Genomic DNA, 18089 nt, shown 5'->3' on the forward strand with positions numbered 1-18089 from the left:
TCAGCGGCGAGCGCCGGCGCGGCGCAGTCCGAGGACGGTAGCCGCGACGAGTCCCATCAACAGGGCGGCGAAACCACCGATCCAGAGCCCGGTCGATTCGAACGGCTGGTTCGTGGCGACGAGGCCCGCTTCACCGGCGTTGATGCTGCCCGGGTCGGAGTGGAGTCCGTCGATCGTCTGCACGGCCAGCGCGAGGTTCTTGTCGGCCAGGCTGCCCCACGCGTAGACGATGGTGTTCGTGCCCTCGGCGACGTTGACGTCTGCCGGGCCGATCACCGGGTCGGTCGTTCCGGTTGCGGCGACGGCGGCCGAGATGGTGCCGGCCGGGAGCGTGAGGACGGATTCCGCCGGGTTCACCAGGTTGGTGATCGCCGCAGCACCGTTGGCCAGAACGTCGACCGCCGGCGCGGCTGCCACGTGGCGGACGGTCAGGCGACCTTCACCGGCGGCGAGCTGCGAGATGTCGTTGGTGAACAGCGTCGCGGTGGGCTTGCCGTCCGCCGTGAGGTGAGCCGCGGCGGTGTAGTTCTTGCCGGCCTCGAGGGGAAGGTCCACCGGCCCGATCGCGGGAGCGCTGGCATCCACCGCGTCGGACGCGGTGATCGCGACCTTGTAGGTGCCGGGGGCGAGCTCAAGCGGGCCGGCGAGGTCGCCGGGCTTGAAGTCGTCGAGGGTGAGCTTGTCGTTGACGTAGACGTCCACGGTGAGTCCGGGAACGCCGTGCAGCACGGACAGCATGGCAACGTCGCTGGCCGCCTGGGCCGGGGCGATACCGCCGAGTGCGACGAGGGCGCCGAGGGCTCCGGCCGTCATGCCGAACTTGAGTGACTTGTGCATCGTTTCCTCCTGCTTGGGGTTCTGCGAGTGGGTGACACCGGTGAGGGAATCTCCCTCTCCTACCATCACTTCCCTCACCGACCCCCAAACGGATGCACGTGCATAGAAAAAGTTGAGAAAAAAATTCGATCGGATCGTGGGAGGCGTCTCCGGCGGCCGCACCGACGGGGTCGCCGCGTCCGACCTCAGGCCAGGAACTCGAGCGCGGCCTGCATGAACTCGCGGGAGGCGAGAGCGTTCAGATGGTCGCGGCCGGGCAGCTCTCGGTAGGCCGAGCCCCTGGCGCGGGCCAGCTCCGCCACCCCGGCCGGGATCGGGTCGGCGCCGCCGGCCACGTAGAGCACGGGGATGCCGGCCGGCACGTCAAGCGCCGCCCCGGAAAATCCCTCCACGCAGGCCAGCAGGGCGGCCCGGTCGCCGCCGCCGCCGACCGCCGCGGCGATGACGGCCGCGATCATCGGATCCGGCGGGCTCTCGCCGCCCAGTAACCGGGTCATGGTCTCCCGGTCCCAGGACTCGAACAGTTCGACCGGTCCGGCGCCCCCGAGCACCAGCCGTCCCACCCGGTCCGGCGCCAGCACGGCCAGCGCCGCCGCGACTCGGGAACCCATCGAATAGGCCACCACGTCGACCTGGTCCAGGCCGAGCGTGTCGAGCACGACCACGAGGTCGGCGGCCAGCTGCCGGGGTGCGTAGTCGGCGGCCCGGTGGGGTTTGTCGCTCCGGCCGTGGCCGCGGAGGTCGGGCAGGAGAACACCGCGTCCGGCCTGCTCGAGAAAGCGCACCCAGCCGGTGCCGGTCCAGCTGACCCGCGCGGTTGACGCGAATCCGTGCACCAGCAGGATCGGGCGGTCCCCCGGTACCCAGTCGTAGGCGATCCGCACGCCGTCGAGGCGCCGCGCGAAGGCGTCCAGCACGGGTGCGGGTGCAGCCTCCACCTAGGCGACCGCGTCGGATGTCGCCAGGGTGGCCCCCGCATGGGCCAGTTCGGCCAGCGCCGCGTCACTGCTCTCCTGGCTGACCCCGGCGATCAGGTCGGTGAGCACGCGCACGTGCTGGCCGTGTTCGAGGGCATGGAGGCCGCTCGCCCGCACGCAGTGGTCGGTGGCGAGGCCGACGATGTCGACATCGGTCACGCCGTTCGTGATGAGCAGTTCGCCGGTCTTCTCGCCGCCCTCCGAGACGCCGTCGAAGATGGAGTAGCCGGCCTCGCCCTGGCCCTTGCGAATGTTGATGACGTGCTCCGGGAGTCTGAGCGCCGGGTGATAGTCGGCGCCCGGGGTGCCCGCGACGCAGTGCACCGGCCAGTTCTGCGTGTAGTCGGGTTCGCCGGACAGGGCGAAGTGCCCACCGTTGTCGCTGTCGGGGTCGTGCCAGTCCCGGGAGGCGAAGATGGCGTCGTACGCGTCCGGAAGTCGTTCCAGGAGCGCGGTCACGCCCGCCGCGACGGCGTCGCCGCCCGCCACGGCGAGCGCGCCGCCCTCGGTGAAATCGTTCTGGATGTCGATGATGAACAGTGCCCGTGTCACGGGTGGCTCCTTCGCTCGCCGGATGGGATCAGGTATTCGACAGGTTGTCCCCGCAGCGATAGAAGCCCGCGGTGATGGTGTCGATCGCCTGCTTCGCATTATCGCCCACATCCCCCAGCGCGTATACGGCGAAGGTCAGCGGTGTGCCGTCGGCGGCGTGGATCACGCCGGCCAGGGTGTAGCCGGTGTCGATCCAGCCGGTTTTGGCAAACACGGAACCGTCCGCGACGGCGTTGTCGCCGGTGAACCGGTCGCTGTAGGACAGCGACCCGCTGTCACCGCCGGCGACCGGCAGCCCATCGAAGATCACCCCGAGATTGCCTTCCCCGGCGTTGATTTTGACGAACAGTTGCGTCAGGTAGGACGGCGGGACCGCGTTGTTGTCGCTCAGGCCGGACCCGTCGGCGATGAGGATGCCGGTGGTGTCGATGCCGTAGGAGGCGAGCCCGCCGACGGTGGATTTCTGCAGCGCCCCGAACGTGTTTCCCGCTCCGGATTCGACCGCGACCAACCGGGCGAGCATCTCGGCGAGCGCGTTGTCCGACACGATCAGCGCCTGCTTGATCAGGGTGGACACCGGTTCGGATTGCACGGAGGCGAGTTCCGCGGCGCCGTCCGGGGCCGTGCCCCGGCTGATCTCGACGGAGCCGCCGAGAGCGTCGGCGAATGCCTGCCCGGTCCGGCCGATCGGGTCGTCGCTCCGGGCCGAGGTGTTCCGGGCGGGGTTGTCCCGGTCGCCGTCGACCTCAAGGGCGGTAATCTCCGGCATGTACCCGTCGACGAGTTCCTTCCGGTTCCAGCTCGGTTCCCAGCCGGGATCACCGAAGTAGGAGGAGTCGAGCACGAGACGGGTGATCGGCGGTCGGGCCGGATCGGCCTGCCAGGCGGCGATGGTCTTCGCGGCGAGGTCGTCGAGGTGGGCCGCACCGGTGTAGACCGATTCGGCGCCGGAGGGGGTGCGGGACAGGGTCAGGTCTCCCCCGCCGACCAGCACCACGGTTCCCGGCTCGCTGCCCGCGACCACGGTCGTCGTGGCCCGGTAGTCGGGGCCGAGAACGCTCAGCGCGGCGGCGGACGTCAGGACCTTGAGCACGCTCGCCGTGCGGGAGGCCGTGTCGCCGCCGCGGTCGAAGAGAATCTCACCGGTGGTGGCGTTGCGCACCTGGGCCTGGAAGTTCGCGAGCCGGGGGTCCGCGGCCAGACCGGCCACCGAACAGGTACGGAGGCGGCTGGCAGTGCTGGCGGCCGCCGGCGCCGGCCGGGACGTCGGTGGCAGCGGGGTTTGGCTCGGAGTGGTCTGAACCCGCAGCGCGGCGGGAGCCTGGGGCGGGCTGGTGGACGCTCCCGCAACGACCGCCCCGGTGCCCAGCAGGCCGAACAACCCCGTGCCGGCGGCGATCAGCGCCACCAGGCGGTGGCGGGCGAAAAAGCCGGCGATGCCAGGCCGCGGTGAGTCCTGTTCTTCCACCCGTGTATTTTACCTGCCACCCGGGGTGAGTCGGGCTCGGGTGAGTCGGGATCGGGCGTGCCGGACCCACCGTGGGTCAGGACCGCACGACCACGCTTCCCTCGCGGTGCCGCACGAGCCAGCGCTCAAGCTCGCCCGAGGGCACCGGTCGGCAGAGGTGGTAACCCTGGGCCTGGTCGCAGCCGTACCGGATCAGCTCGTCATAGGCGACGCCGTCTTCGACTCCCTCCGCGACCATGATCAGGCCCAGGCTGTGTGCCAGAGAGACGGCCGAGGAGACCAGGGCTGCGGCCCTGGCGTCGTCGGCCATGTGCTGCACGAAGGAACGGTCGAGCTTGAGTTCGTCGATCGGGAGGTCCCGCAGGTAGGCCAGTGAGCTGTAGCCGGTTCCGAAGTCGTCGACGGCAATCCGGATCCCCGTCTCCCTCAGCCGGCTCAGGATGTCATTCGCCCGGTCCCGGTCGCTCATCAGGAATTCCTCGGTGATCTCGAGGAGCAGCGTGCTGGCAGGCAGACCGCGGGCCCGGAGCATCGCGCCGATCCGTTGGGGCAGCTCGACATCGATCAGCGCGCTCGCGGAGAGGTTCACCGCCACGGTGAGCGGCCGGCCCTGCAGCACCCACCTGGCCGCCTGGTCCAGTGCCTTCGCGAGCACGATCTGGGTCAGTGCATGCATCAGGCCCGACTCCTCAACCAGGTCGAGGAACTGGGCCGGTGCCAGCGTGCCGCGGCTCGGGTGTTCCCACCGCACCAGTGCCTCCACGCCGTGCACCTCGCCCGTCGTCAGCTGCACCTTGGGCTGGTAGTGCACCACGAGCTGGTCCTCGTGCAACGCCACGCGCAGTTCCTGCAGGGTGCGGAGTCGGGCCTCACCATGACTGTCGTCTGCGCTGCGATACACCCGGTGCCCGGTTCGCGTGGCCTTGGCCTTATACATGGCCATGTCTGCCTTACGCAGCAGGCTGGTCAGGTCGGCGCCCTGCTCCGGAAAGAGGGCGATCCCGATGCTCACGCTGGTCTGCAGGGCGATGCCCGCCAGGGTGAACGGCACGGCCAGTGCGTCCCGGATTGCCCCCGCCATCACCTCCGCCTCCTGGCGGCCGGCATTGTCGAGCAGGATGGCGAACTCGTCGCCGCCCAGCCTGGCCAGGAGGTCCTTCGACCCGAGCCGCCCCGACAGGCGGTGTCCGATCAGCACCAGCAATTCGTCGCCGACGTCGTGGCCGAGGCTGTCGTTGACCTCCTTGAACCGGTCGAGGTCGAGCAGCAGCAGCGCGCGTCGCCCGTCGGCTCCGAGCGCGAGGCTCAGCCGGACATCCGTGTACAGGGCTCGGCGGTTGGGGAGGCCGGTCAGGTCGTCGGTGCGCGCCAGCCGGCGCAGGTCGGCCATCCGCCCGACATCGCGGAATGCGAGCACGGTACGCAGCGAGGCCAGCAACATCGTGCTGGTGGCCAGGTTGATGGCCAGGTCGGATACGGCGACCTGGCTGGCCAGCACGAGCACACCCAGCCCGGCCGCGGAGGAGAGCGCGGGAAGCGCAAGCGGCCACAGCCCGGTCGCTCGGGCGCGTGCCGCAGGCCAGCGCGACGTGAGCGCCCAGATTGCGACCAGGCTGAGCCCGACGGCCCAGCCGGCGTCCAGCAGGGTCCCGACCCGATAACCCCCGTCGAGAATCTGCCCCGCGAAGGCCACGTCGGCGGCGGCGAACAGGAGGAGCCCCGAGACCAGCACCGCCCAATACCGGCCGGCGGTGAGGGTTCGTGAGGCCGCGATTCCTCCGACGACGGCGACCACCAGCAGGTCAAGCCAGGGCATTGCCACCATGGTCAGGGACGACAGCGTCAGCGGGCCGGTCGCTGCGGCGTCCAGTGCCGGGGCCATCACCACCGCCAGCATCGATGCCGCGCCGAGACCTCCGACGACGCCGTCAAGCGCGACCGCCAGCGACAGCCCCCTCAGCTGCCGGTAGATGAGCAGAGCGAGCGCGGCCAGGATCAGCGGGTAGAACAACAGTTGAGAGGCGCCGGCGAGCCAGACGAAGGCAGAGCCTGCCTCGGCAAAATCGCCGATGACGTAGCTGATCCCGCCGACAGCGGAGGAGGTGACGGCCAGGGCGGTCAGGATGAGCTGCCCACGCATCCGCCGAGCCTTGACGGTGGCGATCCAGCAGACCACAACCGGAATCGTGTTAGCGAGGAGCCCGATCCCCTCGTCGGTCAGGGCGTCAACGCCCTCGGCTCCGTGCGACGCGAGAATCGCGATGTAGACCGCAAGGACGAGGAGTATCGCGGCGATGAGCCAGCCGTCGGCGCGCGTCGACGCAGGCGGCAACCCCGCGTGGCCGTTCGCACGTTCGAATCGCCTCATCAGACTCCCTTACCTGTCCACGCTATCGGCGCGCAGCAACGTTTCCGTGGCCGAACGGGTGAACGTCCCACCCAGAACTGGGGACACTGACCGGCCCGAGCGGGGAATCCGGCCCCGGCTACGCCGTGGGCACCGCGGCGCGACGTCGGACGAGCCAGGCGTCGAGTTCGGCAACGGGAAGGGGGCGGGACATGTGGTATCCCTGCGCCTGGTCGCAACCGTACCGGACGAGCTCGTCGTAGGCGATGGAATCCTCCACCCCTTCGGCGACGGCGGTCATGCCCAGGCTGTGGGCGAGGTCGACGATGGAGGAGACGAGCGCCGCCGCCCGCGCGTCGTCGGCCATCGGGAAGATGAAGGAACGGTCGAGTTTGAGTTCATCGATGGGCAGGTCGCGCAGGTAGGCCAGTGAGCTGTAGCCGGTTCCGAAGTCGTCAACGGCGATTCGGATTCCCGTGTCCCTCAGCTGGGTGAGAATGTCCCGCGCGCGCTCCCGATCGCTCATCAGGAATTCCTCGGTGATCTCCAGGGTCAGCGAGGAGGCGGGCAGAGCCCGTGACGAGAGCATGGCCCGGACCCGGCCGGGCAGCTCGGTGTCGAGCAGCGAGCGAGCCGAGAGGTTCACGGCGACCGCGAGCGGCTGTCCCTGGCTCTGCCAGCGCATTGCCTGGTCCAGGGCCTTGTTGAGCACCGCATGGGTCATGGCGTGCATCAACCCGGATTCCTCCACCAGGTCGAGGAACTGCCCGGGCTGCAGCAGTCCGCGGGCGGGGTGCTGCCAGCGTACGAGCGCCTCCACGCAGTTCGCCTCCCCGGTGGCCAGGTCGATCTTGGGCTGGTAGTGCAGCACCAGCTGATCCTCGCGCAATGCCGATCGAAGTTCCTGCACCGTGCGCAGCCTGGAGTCGCCGTGGCTGTCGTCGGTGCTGCGGTAGACGTGGTGGCCGGTGCCTCCGGACTTCGCTTTGTACATGGCCATGTCTGCTTTTCGCAGCAGTCCGGTCAGGTTGTCGCTCTGTTCGGGATACAGCGCGATCCCCACCGAAACGCTCGTCTGCAGCGAGATCCCGGCGAGTGTGAAGGGTTCGGCGATGGCAGTCTGCACCGTCGCCGCGACGGCCTCCGCCTCAACCGGACCTGCCCCATCGAGAAGGATCGCGAACTCGTCTCCGCCGAGGCGCGCCAGCAGATCCCTCGGGCGGAGCTGGGCGGCCAGGCGTCGTCCGACCTGCACGAGCAACTCGTCGCCGACATCGTGACCGAGGCTGTCGTTGACCTCTTTGAACCGGTCCAGGTCCAACAGCATCAATGCGCTCCTCGGACCCCCGGCGGCGCTGAGCCGGAGTGGCACGTCGAGGTACAGCGCGCGCCGGTTGGGCAGCCCGGTGAGGTCGTCGGTGCGCGTCTGCCGGCGGAGGTCGGCCATCCGGCCGAGGTCGCGGAAGGCGACGGCCGTGCGCAGGCTCGCCCCGGCGAGGGTGAGGGTCGCCAGCCCGACGGCGAGGGCGGAGAGTTTGACCTGGGTGCCGAGCACGAGCACGAGCACCCCGGACGCCGTGGACACCATCGGAACGATCAGGGTCCAGGCGCCGGTCCGTCGGCGCCCGCCCGCATGAAGCGGCCGGGTGAGGCCGTCAACCCAGACAGCCACGAGGGCGAGCCCGACGGCCCAGCCGCCGTCCAGCACCGTGCCGACCGCATAGCTGTCAACGGCGACCTGCTCCGCGTAGACGAGGTCGGTGGCGGCGAAGACCAGCAGGCCGCCGACGAGGAAGCCCCAGCGTGCGCCGACGTCCAGTCCGCGAGCCGAGGCCACCCCCACAACGGCGGCGACGAGCACGAGGTCGAAGAGGGGGAACGCGGTCGCGACGACGCTGGCGAGGGTGGGCTCGCCGGCCTGGGCGGTGAGCAGGAGCGGGCTGAGCACCGCGGCGAGCAGCGCCCCTGTCCCGAGCGCACCGACCGCGCTGTCCAGCGACACCGCCGGGGGCAGGGCCCGGAGCTGGCGATAGACCAGGATGGCGAGCGATCCCAGCATGAGCGGGTAGAACGTCAGGTAGCCGAATTCGGCCGGCGAGGGGAAGCTCAGGGCCGTCCCGTCGCCGACCTGCAGAATGTAGTAGGTGTTGGCGGACGCGAACACGGTGACCGCTCCGGCGGCCAGGAGCACCAGCATCCGACGGAACCTGGTGCGATAGACGGCCCGCCAGCACAGCACTGCCGGTATCCACTGAGTGGCCGGGCCCAGCCAGCCGTCAACCAGGGAGCGCAGACCGGCCGCGGGAAGCACCAGTCCGGCGAGGTAGACGACGAGCAGCAACGCCATCGTCCAGATCAGCCAGTCGCCACGCCTGGCCGTGCCCGTGGGCTCCATCCGCCGGCCCGTGCGCTGGTCAGGCATCCGTCCCCCATTCGTTCTTTCCCTGTCGCCGAATCGGGTTGGCGACTTCGCAGCCGGAGCGGGAGGGTGGGCCGCCAGGCCCTTCCACCCGCCGTCCGTCCTTGTGCTCTGGGTTTAGGATATCGGCGATGCCCACGAGGTCAGCAGGTTTGCTCCATCTCGGCGCACCCCCAGAATGGGTCGAACAACCGCCAGTCCCGGCGGCAGAGCGGCTTACTCGCCTGGGTAGCGCAAGCCGATCTGCTCGCGCACGGCGTCGAGGGTCTCCATGATCGCGACCATCTCTTCGACGGGAAGGATGTCGCTCGAAATCTTGCCCGCCCGGATGAGCTTCTCGGCCTCGATGGCCTGGAAGTGCATCCCTCGGCCGGTGACGGGGGCGCTGAAGGTCTCGGTGACCTCGTGCGCGCTGTTCAGCACCCGGATGGTCGTCGGCGCGTACCAGGTCCGGTCGATCTCGATCCGACCAATGGTGCCGAGGATGGTCGCCTCGTTCCGGCCGGCCGTGTCGCTCGCGGACAGGGTCTGTGCGATCTGGCCCCCCGCGTAGCGGAATGTCGTCGCGATCTGGGCGTCGGCGCCGGTCGACTTGAACGTCGCGGCCGCCAGGATGGTCTCCGGACGCCCGAACAGCTCCGAGGCGAAGGTCAGCGGGTAGATGCCGAGGTCGAGCAGTGCGCCGCCGCCGAGCGCCATCGAATTGAGGCGGTGCTCCGGGTCATCGGGCAGCAGCTGGGTGTGGTCGGCGATGAGCGTGTGCACGTCCCCGATCGTGCCCGCGGCCAGGATCTCCCGGATCCGCACCATGTGCGGCAGGAACCTGGTCCACATGGCCTCGAGCACCAGCAGCCCCTTTCCCGCTGCCAGGTCGACGATCTCGCGCGCCTCACGGCCGTTCAAGGTGACCGGCTTCTCGATCAGCACGTGCTTGCCCGCGTTCAGCATGAGTCGGGCGTTTTCGGCGTGGAACGGATGCGGCGTCGAGATGTAGACGATATCGACCTCGGGATCCGCGGCCAGGGCCTCGTAACTTCCGTGGGCGGTGGGGATGCCGAACTCGGCCGCGAAGGCCTCGGCGGAGGCCTGCCTGCGGGATGCCACCGCCTGCACCTGGAATCCGCCGAGAACGAGGTCGTTCGTGAATGCGTGGGCGATGCCACCCGTGGCCAGGATTCCCCAGCGAATTGCGTCGGTCATGCGCTCCAGCCTACCGACCGAGTGCGAACCGAACCGATCGCTCGTTGCCGGACCGGCCAGGACCCGAAGCCGATGTTCACCAGCGGTGGTTGAAGTCCTTGGCCGCGTCACGCAGCCTGGTCGCTTGCCCCGTCACGGCAATGCCAATTCCGACGACGATCTGCAGCAGGAGGCCCGCGAGATAGATCCACCTGGCGATCTCGAACCCCACGGTCAGTCCTGCCTGGTCGAGGCCCGGCCAGGGCAGGAAAGCGAGCAGGCTGGGACCCTCCGTCAACACCACCACCACCAGGAGACCCCAACCAGTGACGCGGTGCACGACTCCGGCCCTGACGACCACCACCGCGATGATGAGCAGGGACCCGAAGGAAATCACCATCAAGACGAGGTTCGTCAGGATCGGGAGCGTTACTTGTGGCAGCCCGGGCAGGGCCGGGGGATTGTTCGAGCCGACCAGGCTGAACAACCAGCTGCCGAACGTCACCGTTGCGAATGCAACGGCGGCGCCCCTCCCGGCACGGGAGCGACGCATGATGCCGGCTTCGCCGCGCACCCCGAATGCGAGTATCAGCAGGGACCCGACGAAAAGGATCGGCGCCACGACAGTCACCCACGAACGCAGGGTGACCAGCACGGCGTCGAATGGGCCCCACAGGAATCCCAGCAGGACCAGGAACAGTCCGGACACGGCGACCAGCCCCCCGCCCCAGAGCGTGGTGAATCGGGACGTGGCCCGTGTCGCAGAACTAGTCGTCATCGTATCCCCTGCCCGAGACGAGTCTGCCTCACCGCATTGGTCTGCACAACGGTCCCGAACCACGGCGAGGTTTCCGCCGGTGGCTCGTCACCATTTCCGAAACGGTCTCAGACCGAGGATTTATCTGGAGCCGCCTATCAGAATCGAACTGATGACCTTCTCATTACGAGTGAGACGCTCTACCGACTGAGCTAAGGCGGCGTGACGCGCGATTCCTTCCTTACGGAACGGCTCGGTGACACAGCAACAAAGCTTAGCTGGTCCGGAGGGTCATCTCGTACAGTTCCGAGAATGACTCCGAGACCTGGTCGGCGAGGGGCCGGGTCGAGTCGCCCTCGGCCCAGCAGCGCCAGGCGTGGCGCACGGCCGCGACCGCAACGAGGGTGAGGAGGAGCGCCTGCTGGTGCAGCCGCACCGGGTCGGCGACGAGATCGGGCTTGTCGAGAGCCAGACGCTGGCTGATGATCTCCTGCAGCCGGCCCTCGAAGTCTCGCAAGGTCGCCATCCGCAGCCCGAAGAGGTAGGGATTCTCCTTCATCACCTCGCGACGCAGCTGGTGAATTTCCCGGTCACCCTCGGTGTTTTTCAGGCTGGCGGCCAACAGCTGAGCGATCTGCGCGAGAATGTCCCCCGACGGCCCGCCGTTCACGAACGCGTCGATGTCCTCCTCGGAGACCAAGTCGAATTCATCGCCGACCATGGCCGCGTCCTTGGACGAGAAATAGTTGAAGAAGGTGCGCGGGGACACATCGGCGACCCGGCTGATGTCCTCTACGGTCACCTTGTCGATCCCGCGGTCACAGGAGAGGGTGAGTACCGCTCGCTGGATGGCCCGCCTGGTCGCCAGTCGCTTTCGCTCGCGCAGGCCCGGTTCTTCGTGTTCCGCCGACATGCCTTCAATTCTTACACAGTGCGCAATTCTGCAGCCGGGATCGAGCGTGCCAGCGGGTCAATTCACGAGAGTCAGCACTTCGGGTCGGTCGCGGGCACCGTTCCCTTCAGGAGGTAGTCGTCGACCGCGTTGTTCACGCAGGCATTGGACTTGTTGTACGCGGTGTGGCCCTCGCCCGAGTAGGTGACGAGGTGACCGCTGTCCAGTTGGTCGGCGAGGCTCTTCGCCCAGACGTAGGGGGTGGCGGGGTCGTTCGTGGTGCCGATGACGAGGATCGGCGCGGCGCCCTGGGCCTGGATCTGCCGGCGCTCACCGGTGAAGGTGTACGGCCAGTTGGCGCAGCCGATGTCCCCGTATGACATGTACTTGCCGATGACGGGCGCCGCCGCCTCGAGCGTGGCCGCCTGGGCGCGCATCGCGGCCGGATCGTCGTTGTAGCTGTAGTCGACACAGTTGATCGCCATGAACGCCTCGGTCGAGTTGTCGCTGTAGCTGCCGTCGCTGTTGCGGCCGTTGTAGCCGTCCGCGAATTGGAAGGCCGCATCTGCGTCGCCGCGCAGCACGGTGGTGAACATCTCGCTCAGGTTGGGCCAGGCCGTGGCCTGGTAGAGCGGGTAGATGATCGCGGTGAGCAGCGTGTTGGCGCCGAGTTTCCGACCGTCGGTGGCGGTGATCGGGCTCGCATCCACCGACGCGAGCAGAGCACCGATCGTGGTCATGGCCTCGTCGACGGTGCCGTTGAAGGGGCACTGTTCGCCGGTCAGGCAGTCGGCCAGGTAGGCGCGCAACGCGTTCTCGAAGCCCGTGGCCTGCACCCGGGTCACGTCGGCGTTGCTGGTCGACGGGTCGAGCGCACCATCGAGGGCGAGCCGGCCGACCTTGCCGGGGTACAGCTCGGCGTAGGTGGCGCCGAGGAAGGTGCCGTAGGAATAGCCGAGGTAGTTGAGTTTCTTGTCGCCGAGGATGGCGCGCAGCAGATCCAGGTCGCGGGCGGCACTCTCGGAGTCGACCTGCCCGAGCAGCGCCCCCGTGTTCGTGGCGCAGGCCGCGCCGAAGTCGGTGGATGCGGTCTCGAGTTCCTGGATCCAGGCATCCGTTCCGCGCTCGGCCGTGGTGAGCCCGTAGAGGTATTCGTCCATCTGAGCGGGCGGGTAGCACGTCACCGCGGAGGACCGGCCCACCCCGCGCGGGTCGAAGCCGACGATGTCGAAGCCGGCCTGCAGCTTCGCATCGGTGGCATAGTCCAGGGAATTCTTCACGAAGTCATAGCCCGACCCGCCGGGGCCACCCGGGTTGACCAGCAACGACCCGACCCGATTGCCGGAGGCGGGATGTCGAACCAGGGCCAGGTCGATGGAGTCCTGGGCGGGATCGGTCCAGTCCAGTGGCGCGGATGCCGTGGTGCACTGCAGGCCGGAGCCGCAGTCTTTCCAGCTGAGCACCTGGCCGTAGAAGGGCTGGAGGTCTGCGCTGACCTTCTCGTCGGTCGGTGACGACGTCGATCGTGCCTCCTTCGGGAGAAACAAGGGCACGCATGCGCTGAGCACCAGGGTGAGCGCGAGCGCGCCCGCCGTGGTCGCCAGAACCGTGACGGTGCGGGCGCGGTTTCGTCTGGTCAACGGGTTCCTCTTCCTTGAAGTCCGATGCACCGGGCTACCGGCGGATCGCCGACACCAGCATTGCCTCGAGGGCAAGGGCCGGCGCCACGTTCGATTCGATTCTCTGACGGGCAAGGGCGATCGCGTCGAGGGTGGCGAGCGTCGCCGTCGGCTGGCACACGGTGCCCGCGCCGCGCACCTCGCTGAGGAGTTCGCGGTTGATCACACTCTGCTCCCGACCCAGTTGCACCATGATGACGTCGCGGTAGAGCGAGGTGAGGTCGACCAGGATGCGGTCGATGCCGTCACGGAGGCTGCGGGTGGCGCGTCGTTTCTGGTCGTCTTCGAGGGCCTTGATCTGGCCCCGCAGCCCGGGCGGCACGGACTGGCCCGGCTCGACGCCGAGGGAGCGCAGCACGCCCTCGCGCTCGGTGGCGTCGCGTTCCAGAGTGATCGCCTTGGCGTCGTCGCCGGCGATGGCGAGCAGCCGCGCCGCGGCGTTGACGGCGGCGGACACCCCGCGAATGCCGAGAGCCGCCCGCAGGGTCTCCTCGCGTCTGGCGCGTGCCTCAGGGTTGGTGGCAAGGCGGCGGGCCATCCCGATGTGGCTCTGCGCCTCCCTGGCCGCCCGTTCCGCGGTGGCCAGGTCGACGCCGTCACGGGCGACGAGCAGCGCGGCGACGTCGTCGATGCTCGGCACGCGGAGCCGAACCGAGCGCACCCGGGAACGGATGGTCGGCAGCAGGTCGGCCTCGCTCGGCGCGCAGAGGATCCACACCGTGCGTTCCGGCGGCTCCTCGAGGGCCTTGAGCAGCACGTTCGAGGTGCGCTCCACCATCCGGTCGGCGTCTTCGACGACGATCACCCGGTAGCGACCCACCGACGGCGAGTACTGGGAGCGTTTGACGGCTTCCTTGACCGAATCCATCTTGATGATGACGCCCTCGGTCGACAACACGATCAGGTCCGGGTGGGTGCGCGCGTCGACGAGGCGCCTGGCGCTCTCGTCACCCTCCGGCGTGCCGGGGCTGAGCAGCGCCGTCGCGAAGGCGAAGGCGAGGTTGGACCGGCCGGACCCGGGCGGCCCGGTAATCAGCCAGGCGTGGGTCATCGACGATCCGGGCGCGGATGCCGCGGTCTCGCCCGGTGCCGTCCCGGAACCCACCGTTCCGGCCGCGCTCACGGTCGGTCGTTCCGCCGCCGCACGGAAGATGGCGATGGCGTCTGCCTGACCGGTCAGGTCATCCCACACGTTCATCGGACCAGCGTACCTTTCGTCGGTGACACTCTCCTGAGGTCCGCGTCAACCCGGCATGGGGCCGACTCGGCAGGGACTAGCGGAGGAGGGTGGTGACCCTGGCCTGGATGGCGGCGGCGATCACGTCGATCGGTGCGGCGGCATCCACGACGAGGAAGCGGTCGGGTTCGGCGGCGGCGAGGTCGAGGAACGCGGCGCGCACCCGACGGTGGAAGTCCGCCTTCTCCGCCTCGAGACGATCGAACCGCTTGTTGGCGTCGTCGAGGCGCCCCCGGGCGGTGGTCTCGTCGAGGTCGAGCAGGATCGTCAGGTCGGGCAGCAGACCCTCTGCCGCCCACAAGGACAGGTCACGGATCTCCGTGCCGCCGAGCACCCGGCCGGCACCCTGGTAGGCGACGGACGAGTCGAGGTAGCGATCCTGGATCACGACCTCTCCGCGGGCCAGGGCCGGCCGCACCGTGGTGTTGATGTGCTGCGCGCGGTCGGCCGCATAGAGCAGCGCCTCGGCGCGGGGTGCGACCTCGCCGCGATGGTGGAGCACGATGTCGCGAATGAGAACACCGACCGGGGTACCGCCGGGCTCGCGGGTGCCCAGCACCGTGCGCCCCTGGCCGGCAAGCCAGTCGGAGAGCAGCCGGGACTGAGTGGACTTGCCGGAGCCGTCGCCGCCCTCCAGCGTGATGAAGAGGCCGGTCACGACTGCGCGGATGCCTTCGCCGCGGCGGCCTTGACGGCCGCGTTCGACGCACGGGTGGCCGCGGCCTTCGCAGCGGTGGCGGCCTTCTGCGCCGGGGTGCGCACGGTCGCCGTCGCCCCGGATGCCTTCTTCGCCGGAGCCTTCTTCGCGGGAGCCTTCTTCGCCGCGGCCTTCTTGGCGGGTGCCTTCTTCGCCGCGGCCTTCTTGGCGGGTGCCTTCTTGGCCGCGGTCTTCTTCACCACCGGACCCTTCGCGCGCTTGTCGGCGAGCAGCTGGACGGCGCGGTCGAAGTCGACCTCCTCAACGCTCTCGGCCTTCGGAATGGTCGCGTTGGTGACCCCGTCGGTGACGTAGGCGCCGAATCGGCCGTCCTTGATCTTGATCGCCTTGCCGCTGTCCGGGTCAGGGGTTTCGAATTCCTTGAGGGCGCTCGAGGCCCGCTTGGCACCGTATTTGGGCTGGGCGTAGAGCTCGACCGCGCCGGGGAGGTCGATCTCGAAGATCTGGTCCTCCGTGGTCAGCGACCGGGTGTCGACGCCCTTCTTGAGGTACGGGCCGAATTTTCCGTTCTGGGCGGTGATCGGGGTGCCCGTCTCCGGGTCAGCGCCGACGACGCGCGGCAGCGCCAACAGGTGCAGGGCGGTGTCCAGGTCGATCGTGGCCAGGTCCATCGACTTGAACAGCGACGCCGTGCGCGGCTTGATCGCGGTGGCCTTCTTCGCCGCCGGCTTGCGCTTGGGCTTGGTCGCGGCGGCCGTCGCGGCCGGGGCGGCCGAGTCGGCGAGCAACGTCACCTCGCCGGTGACCGGGTCGACGGTCTCGCCGGGCTCGATCGTCTCGGGTTCCGGCTCCAGCTCGGTCACGTACGGCCCGAACCGGCCGTCCTTGGCCACGATGGACTTGCCGTTGTCAGGGTTGAGGCCGATCACCCGGTCGGTGATGACCGGGGCGTCGATGAGTTCGCGCGCCTTCGCGGGCGTCAGCTCGTCGGGTGCGAGGTTCGGCGGGATGTTCACCCGGCGCGGCGGGGCATCCGGGCCGGCGTCGGGGTCGGCGACCTCGAGGTAGGGCCCGTACTTGCCGATCCGCAGGGTGATCTCGTCGTCGATCGGCATCGAGTTGATCGATCGCGCGTCGATTTCACCGAGGTTGTCGATGACCTGGCGCAGGCCGCGGTGCTTGTCCGACCCGAAGTAGAAGCTGGTCAGCCAGTCCACCCGGTCGGCCTTGCCGTCGGCGATGCGGTCCAGGTCGTCTTCCATCTCGGCGGTGAAGTCGTATTCGACCAGGTCGGAGAAGTACTCCTCGAGCAGGCGCACGACGGAGAACGCGATCCAGTTGGGCACGAGGGACTGGCCGCGGGGCGTGACGTAACCGCGCTCGGTGATCGTGGAAATGATCGACGCGTAGGTGGACGGGCGGCCGATGCCGAGCTCTTCGAGCTTCTTGACCAGGCTCGCCTCGGTGTACCGAGCAGCCGGGGTGGTTTCGTGGCCCTTGGCTTCCATCTCGAGCAGGGTCAGCGCCTGGCCCTCGGTGAGCGGCGGCAGCTTCGACTCGGTGGGATCGGTCGGCGCGTTGCGCTCCTCGTCGCGGGACTCCTCATAGGCGAGCATGAAGCCGCGGAAGGTGATCACGGTGCCGCTGGCCGCGAATTCGGCGATCGCGCCGGATGCCGCGGGGTGCTCGGCCGGGCCGGTGGGGCCGGCCGAGATGGTGACCGACGCGGTCGAACCGGTGGCGTCGGCCATCTGCGACGCGACGGTGCGCTTCCAGATCAGGTCGTAGAGCTTGAAGTCGTTGCCGCGGAGCGAACCCGAGAGCGAGGCCGGCGTGCGGAACGTGTCGCCCGACGGGCGGATCGCCTCGTGCGCCTCCTGCGCGTTCTTGCTCTTGCCCTTGTACAGGCGAGGCTGGGCGGGCACCGTTTCGGGACCGTAGAGCGCGGACGCCTGGGTGCGCGCGGCCGTGATCGCCTGCTGGGACAGCGACGGGGAGTCGGTACGCATGTAGGTGATGTAGCCGTTTTCGTACAGCGACTGGGCCACGCTCATGGTCTGCCTGGCCGTGAAGCGGAGCTTGCGGGCCGCTTCCTGCTGCAGGGTCGAGGTGGTGAACGGCGCGGCCGGGCTGCGGCGGTAGGGCTTGGAGGCCACCTTCGTCACGGTCACGGGGACGTCGGGCGACTTCAGCGCCTCGGCGAGGGCGAGGGCGGATGCCTCGTCGAGGGTCGCGGCCGCCACCTTCGGCTTGAGACGACCCAGGTCGTCGAAGTCACCGCCGGTCGCGATGCGTTCACCGCCGAGGCGCACGAGCTTGGCCTGGAAGGCGGCATCCGTCGCCTCGGCGCCGGGCGCCAACTGGGCGATGAGGTCCCAGTAGCCGGCGGAAACGAACGCGAGGCGCTCGCGTTCACGTTCGACGACGAGACGGGTCGCGGCGGACTGGACCCGGCCGGCCGAGAGGCCCGGACCGACCTTGCGCCAGAGCACGGGGGAAATCTCGTAACCGTAGATGCGGTCGAGGATGCGCCGGGTCTCCTGCGCGTCGACGAGTGCGGTGTCGAGGTCGCGGGTGTTGTCCTTGGCCTGGAGGATGGCCTCCTTGGTGATCTCGTGGAACACCATCCGCTTCACGGGAACCTTCGGCTGCAGCACCTGCAGGAGGTGCCAGGCGATGGCCTCGCCTTCGCGGTCCTCATCAGTTGCGAGCAGGAGTTCGTCGGCGTTCTTCATCGCCCGTTTGAGCTCGGCGACGGTCTTCTTCTTGGCATCCGAGACCACGTAGTACGGCTCGAAGCCGTTGTCGACATCGACGGAGAACTTGCCCAGGGGACCCTTTTTCAGCTCGGGCGGCAGGTTTTTGGGCTCGATCAGGTCGCGGATGTGGCCGACCGAGGACAACACCTCGTAGCCGTCGCCCAGATAAGCCGCAATGGACTTCATCTTGGTCGGCGATTCGACAATGACCAGCTTCTTAGTGCCTGGCACCAGACTCCTCTTTATAGGTAACGGCCCAATGAGAGGCCAAGGCACACCATACACACAGCAATCGGGTGCCTGCCTAATCGACCGTGCCGCGACGGCC

13 protein-coding genes and 1 tRNA gene are annotated in these 18089 nt (G+C 68.8%); all 14 read right to left on the bottom strand.

Features of this window, described 5'->3' with window-relative positions; all coding sequences use genetic code 11:
* On the bottom strand, positions 1 to 837 hold the full coding sequence (locus QMG61_RS11630; protein ID WP_283494491.1) for a DUF4397 domain-containing protein: 837 nt from the start codon (positions 835 to 837) through the stop codon (positions 1 to 3).
* Positions 838 to 1022: 185 nt separating this feature from the next.
* Positions 1023 to 1775 carry an alpha/beta fold hydrolase gene (locus QMG61_RS11635; protein WP_283494492.1) on the bottom strand — a complete coding sequence of 251 codons (753 nt, stop codon included), beginning with the start codon at positions 1773 to 1775 and terminating at the stop codon, positions 1023 to 1025.
* Complete coding sequence (locus QMG61_RS11640; RefSeq protein WP_283494493.1) at positions 1776 to 2366, bottom strand: isochorismatase family protein; 591 nt, start codon at positions 2364 to 2366, stop codon at positions 1776 to 1778.
* 28 nt (positions 2367 to 2394) lie between these two features.
* Complete coding sequence (locus tag QMG61_RS11645; RefSeq protein WP_283494494.1) at positions 2395 to 3834, bottom strand: D-alanyl-D-alanine carboxypeptidase/D-alanyl-D-alanine-endopeptidase; 1440 nt, start codon at positions 3832 to 3834, stop codon at positions 2395 to 2397.
* A 76-nt stretch (positions 3835 to 3910) separates the two neighbouring features.
* Positions 3911 to 6202 (bottom strand): putative bifunctional diguanylate cyclase/phosphodiesterase, encoded by a 2292-nt coding sequence (locus tag QMG61_RS11650; protein WP_283494495.1) that lies wholly within the window; start codon positions 6200 to 6202, stop codon positions 3911 to 3913.
* A 118-nt stretch (positions 6203 to 6320) separates the two neighbouring features.
* The gene (locus tag QMG61_RS11655) at positions 6321 to 8603 is read right to left on the bottom strand and encodes a putative bifunctional diguanylate cyclase/phosphodiesterase (protein WP_283494496.1); all 2283 of its coding nucleotides are present in this window, start codon (positions 8601 to 8603) and stop codon (positions 6321 to 6323) included.
* Positions 8604 to 8816: 213 nt separating this feature from the next.
* Positions 8817 to 9800, bottom strand: coding sequence for a Gfo/Idh/MocA family protein (locus tag QMG61_RS11660; protein ID WP_283494497.1), 984 nt, complete (start codon positions 9798 to 9800; stop codon positions 8817 to 8819).
* A gap of 76 nt (positions 9801 to 9876) precedes the next feature.
* Positions 9877 to 10557 (bottom strand): hypothetical protein, encoded by a 681-nt coding sequence (locus tag QMG61_RS11665; RefSeq protein WP_283494498.1) that lies wholly within the window; start codon positions 10555 to 10557, stop codon positions 9877 to 9879.
* Between the two features lie 125 nt (positions 10558 to 10682).
* Positions 10683 to 10758: transfer RNA gene (locus tag QMG61_RS11670), tRNA-Thr, on the bottom strand.
* 52 nt (positions 10759 to 10810) lie between these two features.
* Positions 10811 to 11449: a TetR/AcrR family transcriptional regulator gene (locus QMG61_RS11675; protein ID WP_283494499.1), complete on the bottom strand. Its 639-nt coding sequence runs from the start codon at positions 11447 to 11449 to the stop codon at positions 10811 to 10813.
* Between the two features lie 71 nt (positions 11450 to 11520).
* Positions 11521 to 13068 (bottom strand): alpha/beta hydrolase, encoded by a 1548-nt coding sequence (locus QMG61_RS11680; protein WP_283494500.1) that lies wholly within the window; start codon positions 13066 to 13068, stop codon positions 11521 to 11523.
* 34 nt (positions 13069 to 13102) lie between these two features.
* Positions 13103 to 14305, bottom strand: a complete 1203-nt coding sequence (locus QMG61_RS11685; RefSeq protein ID WP_283494501.1) for a DNA polymerase III subunit delta' — start codon at positions 14303 to 14305, stop codon at positions 13103 to 13105.
* A gap of 76 nt (positions 14306 to 14381) precedes the next feature.
* The gene (tmk, locus tag QMG61_RS11690; protein ID WP_283494502.1) at positions 14382 to 15002 is read right to left on the bottom strand and encodes a dTMP kinase; all 621 of its coding nucleotides are present in this window, start codon (positions 15000 to 15002) and stop codon (positions 14382 to 14384) included.
* Entirely contained in the window at positions 14999 to 17992 is a 2994-nt protein-coding gene (topA, locus tag QMG61_RS11695) for a type I DNA topoisomerase (RefSeq protein WP_283494503.1), read from the bottom strand. Before topA ends, tmk begins: the two co-directional genes overlap by 4 nt.
* Positions 17993 to 18089: the final 97 nt, after the last annotated feature.

This window comes from Cryobacterium sp. PH31-AA6, assembly GCF_030063195.1.
In the GTDB taxonomy this organism is placed as follows: domain Bacteria; phylum Actinomycetota; class Actinomycetes; order Actinomycetales; family Microbacteriaceae; genus Cryobacterium.

Excerpts from the sequence above, each read along its gene's own strand:
- QMG61_RS11650 (WP_283494495.1), bottom strand. The coding sequence starts at position 6,202 with ATGAGGCGATTCGAACGTGCGAACGGCCACGCGGGGTTGCCGCCTGCG.
- QMG61_RS11665 (WP_283494498.1), bottom strand. The coding sequence starts at position 10,557 with ATGACGACTAGTTCTGCGACACGGGCCACGTCCCGATTCACCACGCTC.
- QMG61_RS11630 (WP_283494491.1), bottom strand. The coding sequence starts at position 837 with ATGCACAAGTCACTCAAGTTCGGCATGACGGCCGGAGCCCTCGGCGCC.
- QMG61_RS11660 (WP_283494497.1), bottom strand. The coding sequence starts at position 9,800 with ATGACCGACGCAATTCGCTGGGGAATCCTGGCCACGGGTGGCATCGCC.
- QMG61_RS11675 (WP_283494499.1), bottom strand. The coding sequence starts at position 11,449 with ATGTCGGCGGAACACGAAGAACCGGGCCTGCGCGAGCGAAAGCGACTG.
- QMG61_RS11685 (WP_283494501.1), bottom strand. The coding sequence starts at position 14,305 with ATGAACGTGTGGGATGACCTGACCGGTCAGGCAGACGCCATCGCCATC.
- QMG61_RS11655 (WP_283494496.1), bottom strand. The coding sequence starts at position 8,603 with ATGCCTGACCAGCGCACGGGCCGGCGGATGGAGCCCACGGGCACGGCC.